This window comes from Tenacibaculum larymnensis (genome assembly GCF_028829235.1).
GTDB classification, from domain to species: Bacteria; Bacteroidota; Bacteroidia; order Flavobacteriales; family Flavobacteriaceae; genus Polaribacter; species Polaribacter larymnensis.
Genome location: NZ_JAIWJY010000001.1, coordinates 119272 through 137798, shown reverse-complemented (window position 1 = coordinate 137798; position 18527 = coordinate 119272). Strand labels below are relative to the sequence as shown.

Below are 18527 nucleotides of genomic sequence, written 5' to 3'. Positions count from 1 at the left end.
GTTGTTTGTAGATAAAGGGCTTGAATAAAACTAACAGGACATAAAAAGGTTAATTTATATAAACTGCTGTATTACAGGTTTTTGTGTTGGTTTTTTAAGGTGGGTTTATTCACTTTGATTTGGAAAAAGAAGCTAATTATGATTGAATTTCTGGTTTTTTAGAAAAGTTAAAACGGCATCTTTTCTGAAAATTTTTATTTTGTCCTTTTCAATAAGTAAAAGAACTAAAAATAAAAACTATAAAAAGTGTACTTTTAAAGCCACAAAATCCCGTTATGCTAAAAAAAATCTATCTATTACCTATCATTCTATTACTTATAAGTTGTAAGAAAGAAAATGTTGTTCCAGTTTTAAACACCTCTAATTATTTCGATGTTTTAAATGAAGAATTTACGGGTGATTTGGCTTATGAAACAACTTCTTTTGTAGAAAAATATTGGCGTGTTGTTGGTAATACTGGCTTTAATAAAAGTGTATATAAAATTGCTGAAGAATTAGAAAAATCAGGTTTCGTTAAAGAAGATAGTGCTACGAGTAATGATATTTTAACCTACAGGATAGAAAAAAGACCCTTAAAAAATCCTACTTGGGAATCTGTGGATGCTTCTGTAAAAATAGATGGAGAAGAGGTTCCTCTATTACAACATAGCACAAATAGGAATATGATTGCTTTAAACTCTTACAGTACACCTAAAAAAGGAGTTAAAGCAGAGGTCGTTTACGTTAAAGACTTAAAAAAAATAAAAGATTTAGATATAAAAGGAAAGATTGTTTTTGCTGAAACAAGTCCTCATAAAATCTTTAACCAAGCTATTGTAAAAGGAGGAGCTTTGGGGTTGGTTACCTATAGTAATCCAAAATATTTACAACCTCAAAAAAACACCACTTCTATTCAATTTAGAACTATTCCGTTAAATGAAGAAGTTAAATCTTGGGCAATTGCTATGTCTTACAAGGCTAAAGAAAAATTAAAAGAGGAATTGTTAAAAGGAAAAGTTTTTCTAGATGTACATATTGAAACGAATATCTATCCATCAGAAGAGTTGACAATTGTAGCTGATATTAAGGGGAATAAATATCCTAAAGAACGATTAGTTTTTAGTGCTCACATACAAGAACCTGGTGCAAATGACAATGCTACAGGTGTAGGTGTTGCTTTAGAAATGGCTACACTTACAGCTGAGCTTATCAAAAATAACATATTTATACCTAATAGAACCTTAACCTTTTTATGGGGAGATGAAATTATTTCTACAAACAGGTATGTAAAAGAGGATAGTATAAGGGCAAAGGATATTAAGTGGGGAATTTCTCTAGACATGGTAGGAGAAGATACCCAAAAAACGGGCGGTACTTTTTTAATTGAAAAAATGCCTGATCCTAGTGCAATTTGGACAAGAGGAAAAGACAAACATACTGAGTGGGGAGGAAGAAAAATGAAACTTAAAGAAATGACTCCACACTATCTAAATGATTTTTTAATTGATAAATTTAAAGAACAAGGAAAAAGAGCGAATTGGATAGTGAATACAAATCCGTTTGAAGGTGGTAGCGATCATGTGCCTTTTTTAAAGAGAAACATTCCTAGTGTTTTATTCTGGCATTTTACCGACCAATTTTATCATACCGATAACGATCGAATCGATAAAGTGTCTCAAAAAACGCTAAAAAATGTTGGGATAGCTTCATTAGCTTCTGCTTATACTTTATTAAATGCGGATAGTACCACAGCAAAATCAATACTCCAAAATATTGAAAAAGCAGCTTTATCAAGACTTCAAGAAGAAAAGAAACAAAGTGAAATAGCATTAAAAAAAGGCGATTCTTTATCAATACAACTATCAATTATTTCAGCATGGAAAGATTGGTATATCAACTCAACCAAAACAACGTTAGATGTTGTAAAAGATTCAGCAAAGCATCAAGATTATATCAAAGAAACATCTAAAAAAATAGATTCTGCCTCTTCTAAAATTATAGAAGAGCTAAAACTTATTAGAAAGAATTAGTCTTTAACTTTTGAAAATACTTTTTGGCTTCTTTTTTTACTTTAGGAGCTAAAATTAATGTTGAAATTACTGTTGGTATTGCCATTAGGGCATAGGCGCTATCAATTAAGTTAATTACAAAGTCTAGTTTTATAATAGAAGCAACAGCAATTGTAAAAATATAAATATAGTTGTAATTCTTTCCTATTTTAGTGTTGGTCAAGAAGCTTAAACAACTCAACCCGTAAAAAGAGTAAGTAAATAACGTTGAAAAAGCAAAAATCAATACGCAAATAGTTAAAACAACACTCCCAACATTATGAGGAAGTACAGCATCAAACGCAGCTAAAGTCATAGAAATTCCGTTACCTTCAAAATCTTTCCAAACTCCCGAAGCCAAAATAGCCAGTGCGGTCAAAGAACAAACTAACAAGGTGTCAATAGCTGGGCCTAACATAGCAACCAATCCTTCACGAATAGGTTCTTTTGTTTTAGCCGTTCCATGCATCATAGGTGCAGTACCTAAACCAGCTTCATTAGAAAAGGCAGCACGTTTTACTCCTGTAATTATCAATGCTCCTAAAGCACCACCCAAAACAGATTTTCCCGAAAAAGCATCTTCAAAAATTAAAGAAAAAATTGCAGGAACTTGTTCTAAACGTAACATCAAAATTGTTAAAACGGTGAGAAGATATACTACAACCATTACAGGAACTAGTTTTCCTGCAACACTACCAATTCGTTTTATTCCACCAAAAATCACCATAGCTACAATAATAGCAGTGGATATACCTAATAATAATTTAGCTGTAAAATGATTGGTTTCGTGTACTTGAAAAACATCTACCAGTGTTTGTGTAAGTTGATTTGCTTGAAAAGCAGGTAAAGTTCCTATTAATCCTGCAGCAGAGAAAAATAAAGCTAAAGGTTTCCACTTTTTTCCTAACCCTTCAGTAATAACATACATTGGTCCACCCTTTACATTTCCGTTCTCATCAGTTCCACGATACATTACCGATAGGCTACAGGTAAAAAACTTAGTAGCCATACCTACAAAGGCACTTACCCACATCCAAAAAATAGCACCAGGGCCTCCAGTTGCAATAGCAATAGCAACTCCACTTATATTTCCCATACCCACTGTAGCTGCAATGGCAGAAGATAAAGCTTCGTAATGCGATAAATCTCCAGGAGAATCAGCTTTGTCATATTTTCCTCTTAAAATAGCAATGGCATGACCTATATATCTAAAAGGAATTAAACCAGAATAGACAAATAGGTATAAACCGCCACCAATAAGTAGTATTAATAAAGGAATTCCCCATACCCAAGAAGAAAATTGAGTAACTAAGTCTTGAATGTTTGCAAACATAAAGTGATATTTTAAGCGAAAGTACTAAAAGAGAGTATAAACGAAAGAACGATAGCTGTGAATTAACAACTATCGTTCTTTTGTGATTTTTATTTACAAACGATTCCTCTTTTTCCTAAGAATTCAATATCTCTTAAAAAGCCTTCTTGGATAGTCTCGGCTTGAAAAATAAAGGTTTTATCGTGTAACCTATTGTTTTCAAAAAAAGTTACCTGAAAACGATTGTCCAAATCAAATAACTCAGGTTTCATTAATTCAAACTTTTGATAACTATTTGCAGGAAGCTTGTCTATTTTTCTTCGGAAAACAGAAGTAGTTTTAGTGTCTGAGAATCCTTGAGAAACAATAACTACCATTTCTAAATCAACATCTTTCTTGTTAAGAATGTATACATTCCAATCCTCTTTGTTATCGATTTCATTTGTTTCTAAAACAACGGCTATTTCTACACCGGTTACTTTAGGGATTTCAATATCTTTTTTCATTGAATACTTCTTTAAAAGGAAAGACGAAAGTTTAGTGCTTTCGTCTTTTATTTTGTTTGAACTTATTTAAAAATCAAATAAACAGGGGTAAGTTTACGAGATGCTTATAGGATGCTAATTTTAGCACTTAAATCAAGTCTCAATACCCTTGGCTATCGTCCTGCGATTAAATTACAGATTTAAACTGCTCTAAGAAACGCTTGTCATTTTCGTAGAACATACGAATATCTGGAATTTGGTATAACAGCATTGCAATACGCTCAATACCCATTCCGAAGGCATATCCACTATACTTAGTTGGGTCGATATTACAGTTTTTTAATACATTAGGATCTACCATACCACATCCCATAATCTCTAACCAACCAGTTCCTTTGGTGATTCTGTAATCAGTTTCAGTTTCTAAGCCCCAATAAATATCCACTTCAGCACTAGGCTCAGTAAATGGGAAATATGACGGACGTAAACGTATTTTAGATTTACCAAACATTTCTTTGGTAAAGTATAATAAGGTTTGTTTTAAGTCAGCAAAAGAAACATCAGTATCAATGTATAATCCTTCTACTTGGTGGAAAATACAGTGTGCACGTGCAGATATATCTTCGTTTCTAAACACACGCCCTGGAGAAATTGTACGAATTGGAGGTTCGTTGTTTTCCATATAGCGTACTTGTACCGATGAGGTATGTGTTCTTAGCAACGTGTCAGGATTCTTTTCAATGAAGAAAGTATCCTGCATATCACGTGCTGGGTGATATTCTGGTAAGTTTAAGGCAGTAAAGTTATGCCAATCATCTTCAATTTCTGGTCCTTCAGAAACAGTAAAACCAATACGGTTAAATACTTCGATAATTTGATTTTTCACTAATGAAATTGGGTGGCGTGAACCTAAGTTAATTGGCTCTGATGGACGTGTTAAGTCACCATAAACACCTTTTTCTTCAACAGCATTTTCTATAGCCTCTTTTAAAGTGTTTACTTTTTCTTCAGCAGAATTTTTAAGTAAATTAATGGTTTGCCCAAATTCTTTCTTTTGGTCGTTAGGTACATTTTTAAACTCAGCAAATAAATCTTTTAAAATTCCTTTGCTTCCTAAATACTTAATTCTAAATGTTTCTATTTCTTCTTTTGAAGTGGCGTTAAAAGCATTTACCTCTCCAATCAATTCTTTTACCTTGTCTAACATAATCTTTCCAAAAGTTAAGGTGCAAATTTACGTTTTTTTGTGTAAAAAAAAGGACTTTTGGTTGTGTTTGCAAAAACACCAATAAAATAAGGGAAATAAACAGAAAAATAGAAATTAACGAATAGTAAAATAATTATATTTGCATAGTAAAATTGTTAATATTATAAAATAACAGAACAACAACTAAGTTTATGGAATCTAAGATACAAGCATTTATGGATTACGTAAAAGAGCGTAATACATATGAACCAGAGTTTTTGCAAGCTGTACATGAAGTAGCAGAAACAGTAATTCCGTTTATAGAAAATAATCCAAAATATCAAGGTAAGAAATTACTTGAGCGTATGGTTGAACCTGAACGTACTATTATGTTTAGAGTACCTTGGGTTGACGATAGCGGAGAAACTCAAGTAAACAGAGGGTATAGAGTTGAGTTTAACTCAGCAATTGGTCCTTATAAAGGAGGGTTACGTTTTCACCCTTCAGTAAACTTATCAATCTTAAAATTTTTAGGATTTGAGCAAGTTTTCAAAAACTCATTAACAACATTACCTATGGGTGGTGGTAAAGGAGGATCTGACTTTAACCCTAAAGGAAAGTCTGATCGTGAAGTTATGGCGTTTTGTCAATCTTTTATGACAGAATTAGCACGTCATATTGGTCCTGATACTGATGTTCCTGCTGGAGATATTGGTGTTGGTGGTCGTGAAATTGGTTACATGTTTGGTCAGTACAAACGTTTACGTAACGAGTTTACTGGAGTATTAACTGGTAAAGGAGCTTCTTGGGGAGGTTCATTAATTCGTCCTGAAGCTACAGGTTATGGAGATGTGTACTTTGCTGAAAACATGTTAAAAACTAAAGGAGATTCTTTCGAAGGAAAAACTGTAGTTGTTTCTGGTTCTGGTAACGTAGCTCAGTATGCTACTGAAAAAGCAACTCAACTAGGAGCTAAAGTTGTAACTTTATCTGATTCATCAGGTTATATCTATGATGAAGATGGTATTGATGCTGAGAAATTAGCTTTTGTACAAGAGTTAAAGAATGTAAAACGTGGAAGAATCCATGAATATGTAGAGAAATACCCATCAGCAAAATTCTTTAAAGGAGAAAGACCTTGGGGAACTAAGTGTGATGTAGCTTTACCATGTGCAACTCAAAATGAGTTAAATGGAGAAGAAGCAAAAGCATTAGTTGATAATGGATGTATTTGTGTTGCTGAAGGAGCAAACATGCCTTCTACTCCAGAGGCTATTGAAGTATTTCACAATGCAAAAATCTTATTTGCACCAGGTAAAGCTTCAAATGCAGGAGGAGTAGCAACATCTGGATTAGAAATGTCTCAAAACTCATTACGTTTATCTTGGACTCGTGAAGAAGTAGATAGTAAGTTACACTCTATTATGAATAATATTCACGAAGCTTGTGTAAAATATGGTACACAAGAAGGTGGATATGTTGATTATGTAAAAGGAGCAAATATTGCTGGTTTTGTTAAGGTTGCTGATGCAATGCTTGATCAAGGAGCAGTATAATCTACAGAACAATAAATAAAATTAAAGCCTCATAGAATTCTATGAGGCTTTTTTTATTAGGGGATAATCGGATAGTAATTATTTACTACTACTTTTTTCTATGGTTAAAGGCATCTTGTAGATGTGGTTCTTTACTGTTAATTCCTTATTTATAAGTTTATAGTTTAATCTACTTTTTACATAGTGACAAACTTGTTCTGTATCACAGTTAACGTTTAAAATAACGATCTCGCCGTTTTTGTTTATTATAAACTCTACAGTAGTTTTTACTTCCTTATCAAGAACAAAATTAGGGTTACCTAATAGTTCAACTATTTTTGATCTAATCTGCTCTTTTGCAGGGTTCTCGTTTGTTGAAAATACTGAAGTACTCATTAGAGTAACGAACATTAATACAAATAACTTTTTCATTTTTTAAGTTTTAGGGTTTGTTTTTAAGTTTTTTTTGTTAAGAATTAACGATATAAAAGTATTGTAAATGAGTTTTTTAAGGTGTTATTTTTAATTAATAAAATATTGTTTTAAAGTAAAGTATATGAGCGTTTTATAACTGTTTTACATATAATTAATATTAAAGATATTTCTATTTTTCACTTTCCTTTTTTGACGAATTTTAAATAAACCAGTGGTTTTTATTAAAATCGATAAATTTATTTTCAAGCTTTATATAATTCGTTAATCACTAAGGTTAGTTTTATGTTATAAGATCCATACATTTTTGTACTTTCGAGAAGTAAACAAATCTTAAATGACATCAAATAGAAGAAGAAATAGGTATACCGTTGCTTTTTATAATGTCGAAAATTTATTTGACACTGTTGATAATCCAAATACCTATGATAATGATTATACACCAAATGGTAAATTAAGATGGGGAAGGAAGAAATACAATCATAAACTTAGAAAAATAACATCTGTTATTAGTCAGTTAGGAAGTAATCAATCTGCTCATCCACCAGTTATTGTTGGTTTGGTAGAAGTTGAAAATGCCAAAGTTGTTAAAGACTTAGTAAAGCATGAAAATCTATCAAAGTTTAATTACGACTATGTTCATTACGATTCACCTGATGAAAGAGGTATTGATGTTGCTTTGATGTATAATAAAGATTTCTTTGAAGTGATACTTTCTGAAACACACCCACTTTTACTAACAGATGATGAGGGTGAAGTAGATTATACGCGTGATTTGTTAGTGGTTAAGGGAGTTTTTAATGATGAAATAGTACATGTTTTAATAAATCATTGGCCTTCACGAAGAGAAGGAGAAACAGAAACAGAAAGAAACAGAATTAAGGCAGCTCAATTGACTCGTAGTGTTATGGATAAGATTAAACAGGAAGAAAATGCTCCGAAATTCATTGTTATGGGAGATTTTAATGATAATCCAATAAATAAAAGTATTGAAGATCATTTAATGTCTAACGACTTGTATAATCCAATGAAGTCTTTGTATGAAAAAGGGATAGGAACCACAACCCATTATAAGAAATGGCATTTGTTTGATCAAATTATATTTTCAAGAGATTTTTTTGATATGGGAAAAAGTAAGCACAGTTTTTTACATGCTAATATTTATAACAGAGATTGGTTAAAAATATATAAAGGAAAATATGAAGGAAGTCCATTTAGAACTTTTATAGGACCTTTTTATAAAGGTGGTTTTTCAGACCATTTCCCTGTCTATATTACTCTAGAAAAAGAGGTATAAAAAAATCCTGAGAAATTTTTTCTCAGGATTTATATTTTAAATAAAATCGATTGTTATTCAACAGTAACCGACTTTGCTAAGTTTCTTGGTTGATCAACATTTTTACCTAACATAACAGCTATATGGTATGACAATAATTGAAACGGTATTGTTGTTAACAAAGGAGAAAAAGCTTCCTCTGTATCTGGAATTTCAATTACATGGTCAGCTATTTCCTTAACTGTTTCATCACCTTCAGTAACAATTGCAACTATTTTTCCGCTACGAGACTTAATTTCTTGAATATTACTTACTACTTTCTCATAATGTCCTCTACTTGTTGCAATAACAAAAACAGGCATGTTTTCATCAATTAAGGCAATAGGTCCGTGCTTCATTTCAGCTGCAGGATAGCCTTCAGCGTGGATATAGGAGATTTCTTTTAATTTTAAAGCTCCCTCTAAAGCCACAGGGAAATTAAATCCTCTACCTAGATATAAACAGTTTTTAGCGTCTTTATAAACGGCTGCAATTTCTTTAACTTGGGCATCAATTTTTAATAAACTTTCTACCTGAGCAGGAATTTGCTGCATCGTTTGTAAATAAGTATTCACAGCAGATGTAGATAAAGTTCCTTTGGCTTGGGCTAGTTTTAAAGCAATTAATGAAAGTACTGTTATTTGTGTTGTAAATGCTTTAGTTGATGCTACACCAATTTCAGGTCCAGCATGTGTATAAGCACCTGCATGTGTTTCTCTAGCGATAGAAGAACCAACAACGTTACATACACCGAAAACAAAAGCTCCTTTAGATTTAGCTAATTTAATAGCTGCTAAAGTATCAGCTGTTTCTCCAGACTGAGAAATGGCAATTACCACATCTTTTGGAGTAATAATAGGGTTGCGGTATCTAAACTCAGAAGCATATTCAACCTCAACTGGAATACGAGCCATGTCTTCAAAAAGATATTCTCCTACTAATCCAGCGTGCCAAGAAGTACCACATGCTACAATAATAATTCTGTCAGCGTTTAAGAACTTAGACATATTATCATCAACACCTGCCATTTTTATAATTCCTTCGTTGGCAAGCATTCTACCTCTATAGGTATCTATAATAGCTTTAGGTTGTTCGTAAATTTCTTTTAGCATAAAGTGGTCATAACCACCTTTTTCTATTTGTTCAAGGCTTAATTGTAATTTTTGAATATTCGCATCAATTTCTTTATCACTCTCAATTTTACGAACTTTAATCCCTTTGTCCTTTTTTATAATGGCTAATTCACCATCTTCAAGGTAAATAGCATCTTTTGTATATTCAATAAAAGGAGAAGCATCTGAGGCAACAAAAAACTCTTCATTGTTCTTTCCAACTCCAATAGCAATAGGACTACCTAATCGAGCTACGACTAACTCATTAGGCTTTGTTTTGTCAAAAACAGCAATTGCATAAGCTCCGATAACATTAGTTAAAGCTAATTGGACAGCTTTTCCTAACTTACAACCTTCACTTTTTTTAATTTCTTCAATAAGGTTTACTAAAACTTCTGTATCTGTATCACTCTTGAATTCATAACCTCTTGAGGTTAACTCTTTTTTAATGGTGTCGTAGTTTTCTATAATTCCATTATGAACAATTACAAGGTTTCCAGATTGAGAAAAATGTGGGTGAGAATTTACATCGTTAGGAACACCATGAGTTGCCCAACGAGTATGACCAATTCCTATATTTCCTTTTTTTCTTTTCTCTTCTTTATTTGTAATTACCTCTAAGTCAGAAACCTTTCCTTTTGTTTTTGATAAGTGCATTGTTTCTCCGTCATACATCATGATTCCAGCACTATCATAACCTCTATACTCTAAACGCTTAAGCCCATTAATTACAATTGGGTAAGCTTCTCTATGTCCAATATATCCTGTGATTCCACACATAACAACTTGTTATTTTTCTTTTGAATATGATATTTTTAAAACGGCTCTTTTGGTTCCATTAGCGGCTTCATCACCATTAAGTAATGTCACTGCTCTTGGGTTCCAGTTATAAGATTTGACAGAAGTCGTTAAAACATTATTGTTAACAGGTGCATCCGTAGGGTTATATACTTTTAAAACTAAAGGATCAATAGTTGTATTTTCTTCTCCTGATAATAGCTTAGAAATATAATCAGTAATTCTAAATGTATATTTTTCAGGGCTGTCATCTTCAGTTTTCTCTAAAAGACCTCCAAAAAAAGTAGGGTCAACATAAGCATCTGTTAAGTGAGTTGGTGAAATGCCACCTGTTTCATTTTTCTTATTTTGATATAAGAATAATTGTTGAGGAATAACATCAGCATCATTATTAATTGCTTGATTTATATAAAAAGTAAGAGAAGCATCATTAATTAACCAATTATTGCTTTTCAACTCTTGAACTTTAGTCTCGTCTAAAATCTTAACTCTAGCCATGCTTCCTGCTGTTCCTTGAATAACAAAACTATTAGCTGGAGCAGAGGTTGTAGCAGGAGACATTTTGTAATGACTATTTCTTATGCCTGATAAGGGAAAGATAAATGCACCTTTGGTGGTTTTTTTTATGGTTGATCCATTTATACTAGATTTAGTATAAAGAAAATCAATAGATGGGATAGGTGAAGAAGCTAGGTTTAATGGAACTAATGATCCATCACTTCCTGTTGCAACTATTTTAATTCCTCTAAAATAATCTTCAAAAGCGTCTTTAGATGCAAATTCTCCGCTATGGAATTTATCCCAGAATAAGGCTTTCATTTTTGTAGTATCCAGAGGGATTGCTATAAATGGAACTTTAAGTTTTTGTGAGTTTATAGCTCTAACAGTATCTTTGTAAGTAGTTGTACTAGTTAAAGAAGAAGATCTATCAATTCTATCAAATATATATACTGTATCAGTAGCTTTGGGTTTTAATTCATAAATACCACCTTCGTTTAATACATTATTTCCTAAGTATTCTTTATCAGAAAAGAAAGTGTTTCTTTTAGATGGATCACTAGGGTCTAATGTGTTTAAGTACGTTTCATTTTGGAATACCTGAATATTGGTTGCAATATCAGGATTACCTAAAATAGAATCTAATTTAAAACTTGTAACTCCATCTGTTGTGCCTGTAGAAGTAGCTTGGTATGGAATTTTTAAAATAACCTTATCAAGATTGAATACAGTTGTGTCTGTGTCTTTATTGTTTAAGTTTGAGATATAACCAAGTTGAGAAATGATTGAAGCTTCAATTTTTTCTGCATTGGGGTTATTATATACTCCAAGCCAATAATCACTAATACTAGCGTTAATATTGTCGGCTTGCACACTTTCTATATCTATAGGTGTTATTTCAACATCCAATAATATTTCTCCTGTTTCAAACTTATCGTTGTTAACAACGTTTGTTCCAACCTCGCTAAAATCTTTTTCACAAGATGTAATAGCTGCTAAGCATAGCAAGCTAATACCAAGTACACCAATTTTTCTAATCATTACTCGCTTAATTCTAAAACGTTTTCTTTATAAAATTCTAAATATGCTTCAGTTAAAGTTTCCTCTGATTGGAAATCTAGAACCTTTACATTGCTTTCTTCAATGAAAGTTTCAATTTCTTCAGGTAAAACCTCGCTACCTTTTATAATAGCATCTGAATTTTCAATAGCGCTCTTTAAAATGTTAGTATGACTTGGTGTTTCTATTGTAGCTACTTTAGAATCTTCAATTTTATCAAAGCGAACTTTGTTAGCCAATTCTTTACCCAAATCCTCAATATCACTATTGTAAAGCGAAGTTACAATCTTGCTCTCAGCAAACAATGGTTCCTCTTTATAAAATTCTCTTAAATATAATGGAAGTAACGAAGCCATCCATCCGTGAACATGAATAATATCAGGAGCCCAGTTTAGCTTCTTAACAGTTTCAACAACACCTTTGGCGAAGAAAATCATACGTTCATCATTATCATCAAATAGTTTGTCATCTTCGTCAGAATATACAGCTTTACGCTTAAAATATTCGTCATTGTCAATAAAATAAACTTGCATCCTTTCTTTAGGTATAGAGGCAACTTTAATTATTAGCGGCATATCCATGTCGTTGATAATTAAGTTCATACCCGATAGGCGAATAACTTCATGTAACTGATGCCTTCGCTCGTTAATAACCCCAAAGCGAGGCATAAATATACGGGTTTGAATTCCTTTAGAATGTGCATTTTTAGCAACGTTAAATGCGGTAGACGATAATTCTGTTTCCGGTAAATATGGTGTTACCTCTGATGAAACATATAAAATTCTCTTATCCTTCATTAAATCGGTCTCTTTTATTGAAGGTGCAAAAATACGAAATTTAATGCAAAAATCGTGTTAAATTGCTAATTTTGCATGCATTTCAATAAAATAACAATGAAAATTTTCACAAGTAAATCCGAAATAAAAGAGTTTTTATCCGCTCTAAAAATGGATAAAAAATCAATCGGATTTGTCCCAACTATGGGAGCACTACACCAAGGGCATTTATCGCTTATTAAGAGAGCGAAAAAAAAGAAGGATATTGCTGTAGTTAGTATTTTTGTAAACCCTACACAGTTTGATAACAAAGAAGATTTAGACAAATATCCTAAAACGTACGAAAGTGATGTAGCGCTGTTGGAATCTGTAGATTGTGATGTGTTATTCTTTCCTTCAATAGAAGAAATATACGCCGAAAATGTAACTTCTGAAGAGTTTGATTTTGATGGGTTAGAACATCAAATGGAAGGGAGGTTTAGAGATGGTCATTTTGATGGTGTTGGAACAATAGTAAAAACTTTATTTGAAATTGTAGAGCCAGATACTGCGTATTTTGGCAAAAAAGATTTTCAGCAATTACAAATTATTAAAAAGTTAGTCGAAAAATATAATTTACCAGTAAAAATTAAAGGAAGACCAATTTTTAGAGAAGATGACGGGTTAGCTATGAGCTCTCGAAATACGAGATTAACAAAAGAACACCGTGACGCTGCACCATTTATTTATAAAACATTAAAAAAAGCAAAAAAAAAATTTGGAGCAAAAAGTCCTGAAGATTTAACTAAATGGGTAGAAAAGCAATTCAAAAAACATCCATTACTTGAATTGGAATATTTTACCATTGCAGATGAGGAAACATTACAAACTGCAAAAGATATTAAAGAAAATAAACAGTATCGTGCTTTTATAGCTGTTTTTGCAGGAGACATTCGCTTAATAGATAATATTTGTTTAAAGAATAATTAAAAAGTTAATGTTTAGGCTTAAGAATGAGCTTTGTAATAATGTTAAAATCATCAAAAAACAACTTAGTATTCATTAAAAAACAACTATTTTTGCAGCATGTTAGTACAAGTAGTAAAATCTAAAATACACCGTGTTAAAGTTACAAACGCGGATTTAAATTATATAGGAAGTATAACCATTGATGAAGATTTAATGGATGCTGCTGGAATTATTGAAGGAGAACGTGTTCAGATTGTGAATAACAATAATGGAGAGCGTTTAGAAACATATGCAATTCCTGGACCAAGAAAAAGTGGTGAAATTACTTTAAATGGAGCTGCAGCCCGTAGAGTTCAAAAAGGAGATGTACTTATCTTGATTGTATATGCTTTTATGGAGTTAGAAGAAGCCAAAAAGTTTAAACCACAATTAGTATTTCCTAACGAAGAAAACAACTTGCTAGAATAGTTTGAGTTTATCAGTCAAAAAAATTACAAAGATACTATTACCTCTCATTTTGGGAGGTTTTTTAGTTTGGTATTCATTATCAAAAATTTCAATTGAAACCTTAGTTCAATATTTTAAAGATGCTAATTACGGTTGGATAGCTTTAGGATTGTTCTTTGGGGTGTTAAGTCATCTGTCTCGTGCTTATCGCTGGAAGTTTTTACTTGAGCCGATGGGCTATAAACCAGATTTTGGTAATAGTACCATGGCGGTTTTAGTAGCATATTTAGTGAATTATGCAGTGCCAAGAGCAGGGGAAGTTTCTCGAGCAGCAGTGATGACTAACTATGAAAATATTCCGTTTGAAAAAGGTTTCGGAACCATCGTTGCCGAACGAATGGCAGATTTGTTAATGATGTTGAGTATCATAGCTATTACACTTTTTGTACAATTCGATTTTATTTTTGAATTATTAACTAAAAACTTTGATCCGATAAAAATTGGGGTTCTTTTAGGAGGTTTGGTGCTGGTATTTGTGATTTTTACACGTTTTGTAAAAAAGGCACAATCAGGAATCGGACTAAAAATTAAAAATTTTGTAGCAGGACTTGTTGAGGGAGTTACTAGCATTTTGAAAATGAAGCACAAATGGGCATTCATTTTTCATACTGTATTTATCTGGGTAATGTATGTGTTAATGTTTTGGGCAACCATTCCAGCAATTGAAGGGTTACATGTTCCTTTAGGAGGTGTTTTAATTGGTTTTATTGCCGGAGGATTTGCTATTGCTGCTACTAACGGGGGAATAGGATTGTATCCTGTTGCAGTAGCGGGAGCCTTAGCTTTATTTGGAATCGCAGAAGAACCCGCAACTGCTTTTGGTTGGATTATGTGGACTGCTCAAACGGCTATGATTATTGTCTTTGGAGGGTTGGCGTTTTTGTTCTTACCCATCTACAATAAAAACAAATAGTTTTCTTTTCTTTGTAGGTAAATCTTACAAATAGAATGGCAAAAACCAAAACGACTTTTTTCTGTCAAAACTGTGGAGCACAACATGCACAATGGGTAGGGCAATGTGGCTCTTGTAAACAATGGAACACTATTGTTGAGGAAGTGATTCAAAAAGAAGAAAAAAGAAATTGGAAATCGCCATCAAGCTCACAAAAGAGAGTTGCAAAACCTTTACGAGTTGAAGATATTCAACTGAATCCAGAAGAACGTTTTGGAACTAAAAATCAAGAGTTAGACACTGTTTTGGGTGGTGGATTGGTAAAAGGAGCTGTGGTGTTACTGGGAGGAGAGCCTGGAATTGGTAAATCAACCTTATTGTTACAAATCGCCTTACAAATTCCACAAAAAGTACTCTATGTTTCTGGGGAAGAAAGTCAGTCGCAGATAAAAATGCGTGCTGAGCGTGTAGAAGGGAAAAATCCTAACTGTTTAATTCTTACCGAAACTAATACCCAGCAGATTTTTAAAAATATAGAAGAAGTTCAGCCCGATGTGTTGGTAATCGATTCTATCCAAACCTTGCATACCAACTCTATTGAAGCTTCACCAGGAAGTATATCACAAATACGAGAAACATCCGCAGAACTCATTAAATTTGCGAAAGAAACAGCAACTCCAGTGTTGTTAATAGGGCATATTAATAAAGAAGGGCATATTGCAGGGCCAAAGATTTTAGAACACATGGTAGATGTGGTGTTGCAATTTGAAGGAGACAGAAATCACACCTATCGAATTTTACGCTCACAAAAAAACCGTTTTGGTTCTACGGCTGAATTAGGAATCTACGAAATGTTATCAGACGGATTACGAGAAGTATCCAATCCTTCAGAAATTTTAATCTCTAAAAAAGATGCCGATTTAAGTGGTACTGCTATTGCGTCAACGTTGGAAGGCATTCGTCCGTTGATGATAGAGATTCAAGCCTTAGTTTCTACAGCTGTTTACGGAACGCCACAACGAACAACAACAGGTTATAATTTGAAACGTTTACACATGATTTTAGCAGTGTTAGAAAAACGTGCGGGTTTCAAATTAGGAGCAAAAGATGTCTTTTTAAATGTTACGGGTGGAATTCATGTAGATGATCCCGCGATAGACTTAGCAGTTGTAGCAGCGATTTTATCATCAAATCAAGATTTGGCGATCAATCCCGATGTATGTTTTGCTGCTGAAGTTGGTTTGGCAGGTGAAATTAGACCAGTTTCCAAGATAGATCAACGTATTACCGAAGCTGAAAAGTTAGGATATAAAACATTTGTAACCTCAAAGTACAATAAAATTACTAGTAAAAATCATTCGATAAAACTGATTTTAGTTAGTAAGATTGAAGAAGCTTTTGCTACGTTGTTTGCCTAGGTTAATTTTCTTCCTTTTTCTTTCCAAAAAGTCTGTTGAAAAAACCTTTAATTCCTTTTTCTCTGTACGGAGGACAGTCTATTGACGAAGATATTTCTTCTGGTATATCAAAAGAGGTTAAGTATTTTTTCTTGAGTTCAGGGTTGTTTTCTATTTCTTTTAGTATGTTGGCTACAATAGGCAGCGCTAAAGAAGAACCAGAACCATTTCCACTAGTAAAATGTATGTCGTTTTTAGAAGTTCCTACCCAAGTTCCGAGAACAATATTTGGTGTATATGCCATAAACCAAGCGTTGGTGTAATTTTGAGCAGTACCAGTTTTACTGGCTAACGGACTTTTGATTTTATACCTGCTTCTTATACTGGCTCCTGTTCCTTGTTCTACCGCTTGTTGTAAAATGGTATTTAGTGTTTGTGTACTTTCTTCTTTAAATACTCTTTCTGCCTTTTGCTTTTCACTTTCGTATATGATATTCCCTTCTTTATCTGTAATCTTACTAATCATATACAAGTCGTTCATTTCACCATTATTAGCAAATGAACCGTAAGCTCTTGTAGCTTCAAACAGTGATAAATCTAGTGTTCCTAAAGCAATAGAAGGAGCGTTGTCGGTAATTTCAGGGAACAATAATTTTTCACAAGTATCGATTAGCCATTCTTTTTCTAGTTTAAAATATAGATTTACACTAGGAATGTTCATCGATTTAATTAAGGCATACCACATGGCAACTTTTTTATCAGGAGTGGTGCTATGGTCATCATTTTGTGGTTTCCAGTTATCGTATTCAGGATAGGTTTTCTCTTCGTTGTCAAAATAATCGCATGGAGAAATTCCATTTTCTAGAGCGGTAGCATATAAAAAAGGTTTAAAAGCCGAAGCTATTTGACGGTGCGATAAAACCATATCAAAAGGAAGTGTGTTAAAATTATTTCCACCAACCCAACTGATTACTGCGCCATTCTTCGGATTCGTAACTAATACAGATGCATTCAGCATTTTATCATAATACCAAAGACTATCAATTTTGTTTCCTGTGATGGTTTTTGTACTGTCCCAATCAAAGAGTTGAATAGTTTTCTTTTGTTTATCTTTTTCTGTGAATTGTTGCTTTTGTAGCCACCTATTTTTTAACCTGTTTGAAGCTAATTCTTTGTCTAATTGTTGTTGTTTGACGATGAGCTGTTCCTTAGCAGATTTTTCTGCAATTTTCTGAATATCGTAATTCAGTGTTGTATGAATTTTTAATCCGTCTGTTTCTAAGTTATAGTTGCTGTTAGAAGCTTCGTTACTCTTTTTTATGAGTTCAGCAGCTTTTTTCTTTACCTGATAGGTAAAATAACCCGCTGTTGTATTTATATCAAGGTTATGATAGTTGAGTGTAATAGGTAGTTTTTGTAAGCTATCGGTAACTTCATTGCTTAAATACGCTTCGTTGTTCATTAATTGAAGCACCGTGTTACGTCGTTTTTTAGCATTTTCTGGATTTAATCTCGGATTATAATAAGTGTTGGCTTTTAACATCCCCACTAATACAGCTGATTCTTCGATGTTTAATTCGTTAACTGACTTATTAAAAAATCGATTAGCAGCCGATTCTACTCCGAAATTATTTTCTCCAAAAGGAACCGAATTCAAATACAACAATAAGATTTCATCTTTGCTATATAGGTTTTCCATTCGACTAGCGATGATGAGTTCCTTTATTTTATTGATAGGCATGCTCAAAAAACCATGGTACTGTCTACCGTATAGGTTTTTAATTAATTGTTGTGTAATCGTACTACCGCCACCACCTGAGGCATCTTGTAGTAAAATACTTCTAAAGAAAACGCGGGCATAACTTTGACCATCGTATCCGTTGTGTGAATAGAATCGTTTATCCTCTGTAGCAATGAGTGCTTCTTTTAAATGATTTGGAATTTGTTCTAGTTGAACATTAGTTCTGTTCTCAGCAAATACTTTACCTATAATTACTTCGTCTGATGAATAAACTAAAGAAGCTTCTTCATTGATGATAGATGTCAATTCTTCTTTGTTAGGGAGTTTACCAAACACTTCAAAATACACTAACGAGAATAACACTACAACAGAAAGAACACCAAAAAGAATGAGTCCTGTTATGGATTTTAATAAAAGGGTTAATTTCTTATTTCTTTTAAGTTGAAATTGTATTTCTTTGAGTGTTTTCATTGTATAAAATAACGAGTTTTAGGTGTTAAAATTGTG

The 18527-nt window shown here is 32.9% G+C and carries 15 protein-coding genes; 7 read left to right on the top strand and 8 right to left on the bottom strand.

Going from position 1 to position 18527, the window contains the following annotated elements; all coding sequences use genetic code 11:
- Positions 1 to 275 precede the first annotated feature (275 nt).
- The gene (locus LCI24_RS00680) at positions 276 to 2009 is read left to right on the top strand and encodes a M28 family peptidase (RefSeq protein ID WP_274638698.1); all 1734 of its coding nucleotides are present in this window, start codon (positions 276 to 278) and stop codon (positions 2007 to 2009) included.
- Here LCI24_RS00680 and LCI24_RS00675 read toward each other — a convergent pair.
- From LCI24_RS00675 to pheS, 3 genes are all read right to left on the bottom strand, one after another.
- Positions 1996 to 3360, bottom strand: a complete 1365-nt coding sequence (locus LCI24_RS00675; RefSeq protein ID WP_274638697.1) for an alanine/glycine:cation symporter family protein — start codon at positions 3358 to 3360, stop codon at positions 1996 to 1998. The genes LCI24_RS00680 and LCI24_RS00675 overlap by 14 nt on opposite strands.
- A gap of 89 nt (positions 3361 to 3449) precedes the next feature.
- The gene (locus LCI24_RS00670) at positions 3450 to 3845 is read right to left on the bottom strand and encodes a hypothetical protein (RefSeq protein ID WP_274638696.1); all 396 of its coding nucleotides are present in this window, start codon (positions 3843 to 3845) and stop codon (positions 3450 to 3452) included.
- A gap of 166 nt (positions 3846 to 4011) precedes the next feature.
- The gene (gene pheS, locus LCI24_RS00665) at positions 4012 to 5031 is read right to left on the bottom strand and encodes a phenylalanine--tRNA ligase subunit alpha (RefSeq protein ID WP_274638695.1); all 1020 of its coding nucleotides are present in this window, start codon (positions 5029 to 5031) and stop codon (positions 4012 to 4014) included.
- A gap of 191 nt (positions 5032 to 5222) precedes the next feature.
- Between pheS and gdhA the strand changes: the two genes are divergently transcribed.
- On the top strand, positions 5223 to 6566 hold the full coding sequence (gene gdhA / locus LCI24_RS00660; protein ID WP_274638694.1) for an NADP-specific glutamate dehydrogenase: 1344 nt from the start codon (positions 5223 to 5225) through the stop codon (positions 6564 to 6566).
- A gap of 78 nt (positions 6567 to 6644) precedes the next feature.
- Here gdhA and LCI24_RS00655 read toward each other — a convergent pair whose 3' ends face one another.
- Positions 6645 to 6977, bottom strand: a complete 333-nt coding sequence (locus tag LCI24_RS00655; RefSeq protein WP_274638693.1) for a hypothetical protein — start codon at positions 6975 to 6977, stop codon at positions 6645 to 6647.
- A gap of 337 nt (positions 6978 to 7314) precedes the next feature.
- Here LCI24_RS00655 and LCI24_RS00650 point away from each other — a divergent pair, with 337 nt between their 5' ends.
- A complete protein-coding gene (locus LCI24_RS00650; RefSeq protein ID WP_274638692.1) occupies positions 7315 to 8274 on the top strand; it encodes an endonuclease/exonuclease/phosphatase family protein in 960 nt (319 codons plus the stop codon).
- Between the two features lie 53 nt (positions 8275 to 8327).
- Here LCI24_RS00650 and glmS read toward each other — a convergent pair whose 3' ends face one another.
- The 3 genes from glmS to LCI24_RS00635 are packed head-to-tail and all read right to left on the bottom strand — an operon-like array spanning position 8328 to position 12556.
- Positions 8328 to 10184 (bottom strand): glutamine--fructose-6-phosphate transaminase (isomerizing), encoded by a 1857-nt coding sequence (gene glmS / locus LCI24_RS00645; RefSeq protein WP_274638691.1) that lies wholly within the window; start codon positions 10182 to 10184, stop codon positions 8328 to 8330.
- 9 nt (positions 10185 to 10193) lie between these two features.
- Positions 10194 to 11741: a DUF4270 family protein gene (locus LCI24_RS00640; protein ID WP_274638690.1), complete on the bottom strand. Its 1548-nt coding sequence runs from the start codon at positions 11739 to 11741 to the stop codon at positions 10194 to 10196.
- On the bottom strand, positions 11741 to 12556 hold the full coding sequence (locus tag LCI24_RS00635; RefSeq protein ID WP_121146590.1) for a glycogen/starch synthase: 816 nt from the start codon (positions 12554 to 12556) through the stop codon (positions 11741 to 11743). Before LCI24_RS00635 ends, LCI24_RS00640 begins: the two co-directional genes overlap by 1 nt.
- A gap of 96 nt (positions 12557 to 12652) precedes the next feature.
- On the opposite strand from LCI24_RS00635, the gene panC reads away from it, so the two are divergent.
- From panC to radA, 4 genes are all read left to right on the top strand, one after another.
- Complete coding sequence (panC, locus tag LCI24_RS00630) at positions 12653 to 13504, top strand: pantoate--beta-alanine ligase (RefSeq protein ID WP_274638689.1); 852 nt, start codon at positions 12653 to 12655, stop codon at positions 13502 to 13504.
- Between the two features lie 96 nt (positions 13505 to 13600).
- The gene (gene panD / locus LCI24_RS00625; protein WP_028891458.1) at positions 13601 to 13951 is read left to right on the top strand and encodes an aspartate 1-decarboxylase; all 351 of its coding nucleotides are present in this window, start codon (positions 13601 to 13603) and stop codon (positions 13949 to 13951) included.
- A 1-nt stretch (position 13952) separates the two neighbouring features.
- Positions 13953 to 14903, top strand: a complete 951-nt coding sequence (locus LCI24_RS00620; protein ID WP_274638688.1) for a lysylphosphatidylglycerol synthase transmembrane domain-containing protein — start codon at positions 13953 to 13955, stop codon at positions 14901 to 14903.
- Positions 14904 to 14938: 35 nt separating this feature from the next.
- Positions 14939 to 16300, top strand: coding sequence for a DNA repair protein RadA (gene radA / locus LCI24_RS00615; RefSeq protein WP_274638687.1), 1362 nt, complete (start codon positions 14939 to 14941; stop codon positions 16298 to 16300).
- A 1-nt stretch (position 16301) separates the two neighbouring features.
- On the opposite strand, the gene LCI24_RS00610 is transcribed toward radA, so the two are convergent.
- Positions 16302 to 18491, bottom strand: a complete 2190-nt coding sequence (locus LCI24_RS00610; protein ID WP_274638686.1) for a transglycosylase domain-containing protein — start codon at positions 18489 to 18491, stop codon at positions 16302 to 16304.
- Positions 18492 to 18527 lie beyond the last annotated feature (36 nt).